The 6,021-nt window shown below is 60.1% G+C and carries 5 protein-coding genes; 4 read left to right on the top strand and 1 reads right to left on the bottom strand.

The features are described 5' to 3' along the window. Positions 1-316: 316 nt before the first annotated feature. Complete coding sequence (locus WLY71_RS29145) at positions 317-907, top strand: YceI family protein (protein ID WP_347806327.1); 591 nt, start codon at positions 317-319, stop codon at positions 905-907. A 1-nt stretch (position 908) separates the two neighbouring features. After that, positions 909-2,066, top strand: coding sequence for a phospholipase D-like domain-containing protein (locus tag WLY71_RS29140; RefSeq protein ID WP_347806326.1), 1,158 nt, complete (start codon positions 909-911; stop codon positions 2,064-2,066). A gap of 97 nt (positions 2,067-2,163) precedes the next feature. Here WLY71_RS29140 and bglX read toward each other — a convergent pair whose 3' ends face one another. Beyond that, positions 2,164-4,455 (bottom strand): beta-glucosidase BglX, encoded by a 2,292-nt coding sequence (gene bglX / locus WLY71_RS29135; RefSeq protein ID WP_347806325.1) that lies wholly within the window; start codon positions 4,453-4,455, stop codon positions 2,164-2,166. Positions 4,456-4,693: 238 nt separating this feature from the next. Between bglX and WLY71_RS29130 the strand changes: the two genes are divergently transcribed. Next, positions 4,694-5,305, top strand: coding sequence for a LemA family protein (locus WLY71_RS29130; protein ID WP_149417837.1), 612 nt, complete (start codon positions 4,694-4,696; stop codon positions 5,303-5,305). Positions 5,306-5,348: 43 nt separating this feature from the next. After that, the coding region (locus WLY71_RS29125) for a TPM domain-containing protein (protein WP_347806324.1) at positions 5,349-6,021 on the top strand (673 nt) is incomplete at its 3' end.

Here is a 6,021-nt window from a genome sequence, read left to right as displayed (position 1 = left end):
CCGAAGACGGCTTCCTCGAATAGGCCTGATACATAGATGCAACGGGGCGGCGGTTTTTCAAAAGCGGGTAGACAGTGGGGGCGAGTCCATACATAGCAGCTGGCGAAGCCTGCGTTCGGTTCGGGCCGCGTTCGGACGAAGCAGTCGTGAAATCAGGCGCTGCGGTTTTACAGGGAGACCGAGGTGGCTGGATTGGCGACTGCTTCGTCCGAACGCGGCCCGAACCGAACGCAGCCTTCGGCAGCTGCTACACAAGTTTGCAATTGGCTCACGGGCGGTTAAGGTTCGTGCAGGTTTATCTGCCCCACGAGTCTCTATGTTCAACCGCTTCCTCTGCAAAACCCTCGCTTTCCTGCTGCTGGCCGGTGCCACCCTGTCGGCGCATGCCGATTGGTATCTGGATGGCGAGTCCTCGCGGCTGTCATTCATCAGCACCAAAAACGCCAACATTTCCGAAGTGCAACGCTTTCTGGTGCTGCACGGCAAGGTCGATCCCAAAGGCCTGGCCGAGGTGGAAGTCGAGATGGACTCGGTCAACAGTGGCATCCCGCTGCGCGATGAACGCATGCGCAAGGACCTGTTTGAAATCCAGACTTTCCCCGAAGCACTGATCACCGCGCAGATTGATCTACGCCCGATCAACGATCTGGCGCCCGGCGCGCAACTTGAATTGCGTTTGCCGCTGACGGTCAACCTCCATGGCAAACAACATGAATACAATGCCGAACTGCTGGCGACTCGTCTCGATGACCGACGCTTCCAGGTGGTGACCCTCGAACCGCTGATCATCAATGCCGCGGATTTCGACCTGGCCCCCGGCCTGGAAAGTTTGCGCAAGATCGCCGGTTTGTCGGCCATCAGTCTGTCGGTGCCGGTGGGTGCGGTACTGATTTTCACGGCGCGCTGACATGGCCGGCGCGATATTCCCCTGGCGTGAAGGCAACCGTTTTGAACTGCTGATTGACGGTCCGCAGTTTTTTCCACGGATGTTGGTCGCGATTGCCCGCGCCGAAGAGCAGGTCGAGCTGGAGTTGTACCTGGTGGAGGCGGGTGCCTGTGCCGAAGCGATGGTTCAGGCGTTGGTCCAGGCTGCCGAACGTGGGGTGCGCGTGCGCTGCCTGTTCGATGATTACGGCAGCCTCGCGTTCACCCTGACCTTGCGCCAGCGATTGATGGCGGCGGGCGTGGAGCTGCGTTTTTACAATCGCCTGAGCTGGCGGCGTTGGGTGGGCAACTTCTACCGCGATCACCGCAAGCTGTTGCTGGTCGATCAGAGCATGGCCGTGGTGGGCGGCACCGGGGTGACCGATGAATTCTGGACGCCGGGCGAAGACACCAGCGAATGGCACGAAGTGATGGTGGAAATCAGCGGTCCCTTGGTCACCGACTGGCAGTTGCTGTTCGACCGCCAATGGATCGCCAACCGGCATCGGCGCGCCTGGAAACCGGCTTCGCATTTCGGCTTGCCGCGTCTGCCACGCGTGCCGTCCATGGGCGAGGGCATGGGCCGGGTCGCCTATGCCGACGCCCGCCAGCACCGGGACATCCTGCAGTCGTTGACTCGCGCGTTGAACAGCGGCCAGCAGCGGATCTGGCTGGCGACGCCGTATTTCCTGCCGACCTGGAAAGTCCGCCGCTCACTGCGTCGGGCAGCGGGCCGCGGTGTTGACGTGCGTCTGCTGCTGACCGGGCCACGCACCGATCACCCGTCGGTGCGCTACGCCGGGCATCGCTACTACCCGCGATTGCTCAAGACCGGGGTGAAGATCTTCGAATACCAGCCGTGTTTCCTGCATTTGAAAATGGTCTTGATCGACGACTGGGTGAGCATCGGCTCGTGCAATTTCGATCACTGGAATTTGCGCTTCAACCTGGAAGCCAACCTTGAAGCGCTGGACCCTGGACTGACGCGTGCGGTGGCGGCAAGTTTCGAGAAGGACTTTGCGCAGAGCCAGGAAGTCAGCCTGGAAGCATGGCAACGCCGGCCGCTGTGGCGGCGAGTGAAGCAAAGGATTTGGGGATGGGTGGATCGGCTGGTGGTGAATCTGCTGGATCGACGCGGGTAGGGCAAGATCAAAAGATCGCAGCCTGCGGCAGCTCCTACATTGGGATGATGTACATCTTGTAGGAGCTGCCGCAGGCTGCGATCTTTTGCTTTAAGGGTTACAGCAGTTCAAAGCTCTGCTGCGTCACGTCCTGGGAATCCAGGCCGATCTCCACGTTGAACTTGCCCGGTTCTGCCGCGTACTTGAGCTGGGCGTTGAAGAACTTCAAGTCATCCTCGGTGATGGTAAAGCGCACGACTTTCTGTTCGCCGGCCTTGAGCATGACTTTCTGGAAGTTCTTCAGTTCCTTGATCGGGCGGATCATCGAGCCGGTCACGTCCTGGATGTACAACTGCACCACGGTTTCGCCGTCACGCTTGCCGGTGTTTTTCACCATGACGCTGGCGTCGAGCTTGCCGGTTTTGTTCAGCGTGGTCGACGACAGCGCCATGTCGCTCAGGCTGAAATCGGTGTAGCTCAGGCCGAAACCGAATGGGAACAGGGGGCCTGTGGTGTCATCGAAATACTGCGAGGTGTAGTTGCCCGGTTTGCCCGGCGTGAACGGCCGGCCAATGCTCAGGTGGTTGTAGTAGGTCGGAATCTGGCCTACCGAACGCGGGAAGGTGATCGGCAATTTGCCCGACGGGTTGTAGTCGCCGAACAGTACGTCGGCGATGGCGTTGCCGCCTTCGGTGCCGCTGAACCAGGTTTCCAGAATCGCGTCCGCCTGATCCTTCTCTTCGAGAATCGACAGCGGACGGCCGTTCATCAACACCAGCACCAGCGGTTTGCCGGTGGCCTTCAGGGCCTTGATCAAATCGCGCTGGTTGGCCGGAATGTTCAGGTCGGTGCGGCTCGACGATTCGTGGGACATGCCACGGGACTCGCCCACCGCTGCCACCACCACATCAGCATCCTTTGCGGCTTTCACGGCTTCGTCGATCAGCTCTTGAGCCGAACGCGGATCGTCCACCACTTCCGGTGCGTCGAAGTTGAGGAAGTTCAGGTAATCCAGCACCTTCTTGTCACTGGTGATGTTGGCGCCACGGGCGTAGATCAGCGTCGATTGCGCGCCCAGTGCGTTGGTCATGCCATCAAACAGAGTCACCGATTGCTCGGGTTTACCAGCGGCGGCCCAGCTGCCCATCATGTCGATCGGTGCCTTGGCCAGCGGGCCGACCAGGGCGATTTTCGCGGTTTTCTTCAGCGGCAGGGTTTCGCCCTGGTTCTTCAGCAACACCATGCTGCGGCGCGCGACGTCACGGGCCTCGGTGCGGTGCAGACGGCTTTCGGCGTAAGTGTCGGCCGGATCATCCTCAGCCTTGCCGATGCGCAGGTACGGGTCCTTGAACAGGCCCATGTCGTACTTGGCGGCGAGCACTTCACGCACGGCGTTGTCGATGTCGCTTTGCTGGATCTCACCCGCCTTCAACAGCCCCGGCAGCTCTTTGCCGTAAAGGGTGTCGTTCATGCTCATGTCGATGCCAGCCTTGATCGCCAGCTTCGCGGCTTCGCGACCGTCACGGGCAACGCCGTGTTTGATCAGCTCGAAAATCGCCCCGTGGTCGCTGACGGCCAGGCCTTTGAAGCCCCATTGCTTGCGCAACAGATCGTTCATCAGCCAGGTGTTGGCGGTAGCCGGCACGCCGTTGATCGAGTTCAGCGCGACCATCACCCCGCCAGCACCGGCGTCGATAGCCGCACGGTACGGTGGCAGGTAGTCCTGGAACATCTTGACCGGGCTCATGTCGACGACGTTGTAGTCGCGACCGCCCTCGACCGCGCCGTACAGGGCAAAGTGCTTGACGCTGGCCATGATGCTGTCGGCCGCGTTCGCGCCCGTGCCCTGGAAGGCTTTGACCATCACGCCGGCGATGCGCGAAACCAGATACGTGTCTTCGCCGAAGCCTTCGGAAGTTCGACCCCAGCGCGGGTCGCGAGAGATGTCGACCATCGGCGCGAAGGTGATGTCGAGGCTGTCCGCCGCGGCTTCCTTGGCAGCGATGCGCCCGGACAGGCCGATGGCGTCCATGTCCCAGCTTGAGGCCAAGGCTATCGGGATCGGGAAAATGGTGCGGTGGCCGTGGATCACGTCATAGGCGAAGAACATCGGGATCTTCAACCGGCTGCGCATGGCCGCGTCCTGCATTGGACGGTTTTCCGGGCGGGTGATCGAGTTGAACGTGCCACCGATGTTGCCGGCTGCGATTTCCTGGCGGATCGTCTCCCGAGGCATTTCAGGGCCGATGCTGATCAGGCGCAACTGGCCGATCTTTTCATCGAGGGTCATCTGCTTCATCAGATTGCTGATGAAAGCGTCCTTGTTTTCCAGAGGTGCGGGGGTCGTGGCGGCCAATACGTTATGACTGGCCAGGCTGACGAACAGGCCCAGCAAACACAGCTTCTTCATGAATAGTTTTCTCAAAAGCCTAAACGGCAGTGAATACGCGCCGGTCAGCCAAAATTTAGGGAGCGACTATTGTTGTTCAGGTAAATGCAGCACACTTCGGCAGTGTTTTTTGCGCTGGGGCATCTTTTAGCCCATTGGCTCGATGCAATCCAGTGGCGGCGGCAGATTATGCCCCAAGAGCCGGGTTCAAAGTTCAAAGGTTGTTTTTCAACGGAATGTGCAAGGGAGCATCAACCAGATGAATGTACGACACCACTATCGGTCGAGCCTGCAGGTTGCAGCCTTGATGTTGCTGACCACACTGCTGGCCGGCTGCGGGATCAACACGATCCCGACCCTCGACGAACAGGCCAAGGCCGCCTGGGGCCAGGTGCAGAACCAGTACCAGCGCCGCGCCGACCTGATTCCCAACCTGGTGGAAACCGTCAAGGGCTACGCCCAGCATGAGCAGGAAACCCTGACTGCGGTGATCGAAGCCCGGGCCAAGGCCACGTCCATTCAGGTGGACGCCAGCACGCTGGACAATCCAGAAAAGCTCAAGCAGTTCCAGCAGGCCCAGGATCAGCTGACCGGTGCCTTGAGCCGTTTGATGGTGGTGTCCGAGCGTTACCCGGACCTCAAGGCCAACCAGAACTTCCTGGCGTTGCAATCGCAACTTGAAGGCACCGAGAACCGCATCGCCGTGGCGCGTCGGGACTTCATCCTCGCCGTGCAGAAATACAACACGGAACTGCGTACCTTCCCCGGTCGCCTGTGGCACACCGTGATGTACAGCGATTTGCCGATCCGCGAAACCTTCGAGGCCACCAGCCCCGATGCGCAAAAAGCGCCAGAAGTGAAGTTCAAGTAAGTATCGAGATGGGTTTGTAGCGTCACCACGGATGAGGTTGCCAATGCGCGTGTTGAAAGTTGGCCTGGTGCTGTTGCTGTGGGTGTTTGCCCTGACGGCCCAGGCCGAGTTGAAGTTTCCGGAACTGACCGGGCGGGTGGTCGATAACGCCCAGATGATCGAACCTGCGGTGCGTGAGCAGCTGACGCAACAGCTTCAGGCCCATGAAAAATCCACCGGCGAGCAGCTGGTGGTGGTCACGTTGCCGGATTTACAGGGCACCGACATTGCGGACTTCGGTTATCAACTGGGGCGCTACTGGGGCATCGGCCAGAAGGACAAGAACACTGGCGCGTTGTTGATCGTTGCGCGTGACGATCGCAAGCTGCGGATTGAAGTCGGTTATGGCCTGGAAGATCGGCTGACCGATGCGCAGAGTTCGGTGATCATCAATCAGGTGGTCACCCCGGCGTTCAAGACCGGCAACTTCAGCAAGGGTATCAGCGACGGGGTCGCGGCGATGCTCGTGGTGTTGGGTGGCAATCCGCTGGATGAACCGTCCACGGTGTATGACTCCGGCGGCAATCAGGAAAGCGACTTCGTCTCACGGCATCCGGGGATCTTCGTGTTTCTGGTGATGCTGTTCATCCTGACGATGTTTGTCTGCCAGATGCTCGGGATACTGCCCAGCGGCGGCGGTGGTCGAGGCGGTTCGAGCGGCGGGTTCGGCGGTGGAG

The organism is Pseudomonas rossensis (assembly GCF_039888995.1).
GTDB classification, from domain to species: domain Bacteria; phylum Pseudomonadota; class Gammaproteobacteria; order Pseudomonadales; family Pseudomonadaceae; genus Aquipseudomonas; species Aquipseudomonas rossensis.
The sequence above is the reverse complement of the archived record's forward strand: the minus strand, read 5'-3'. Positions and strand labels throughout refer to the sequence as shown.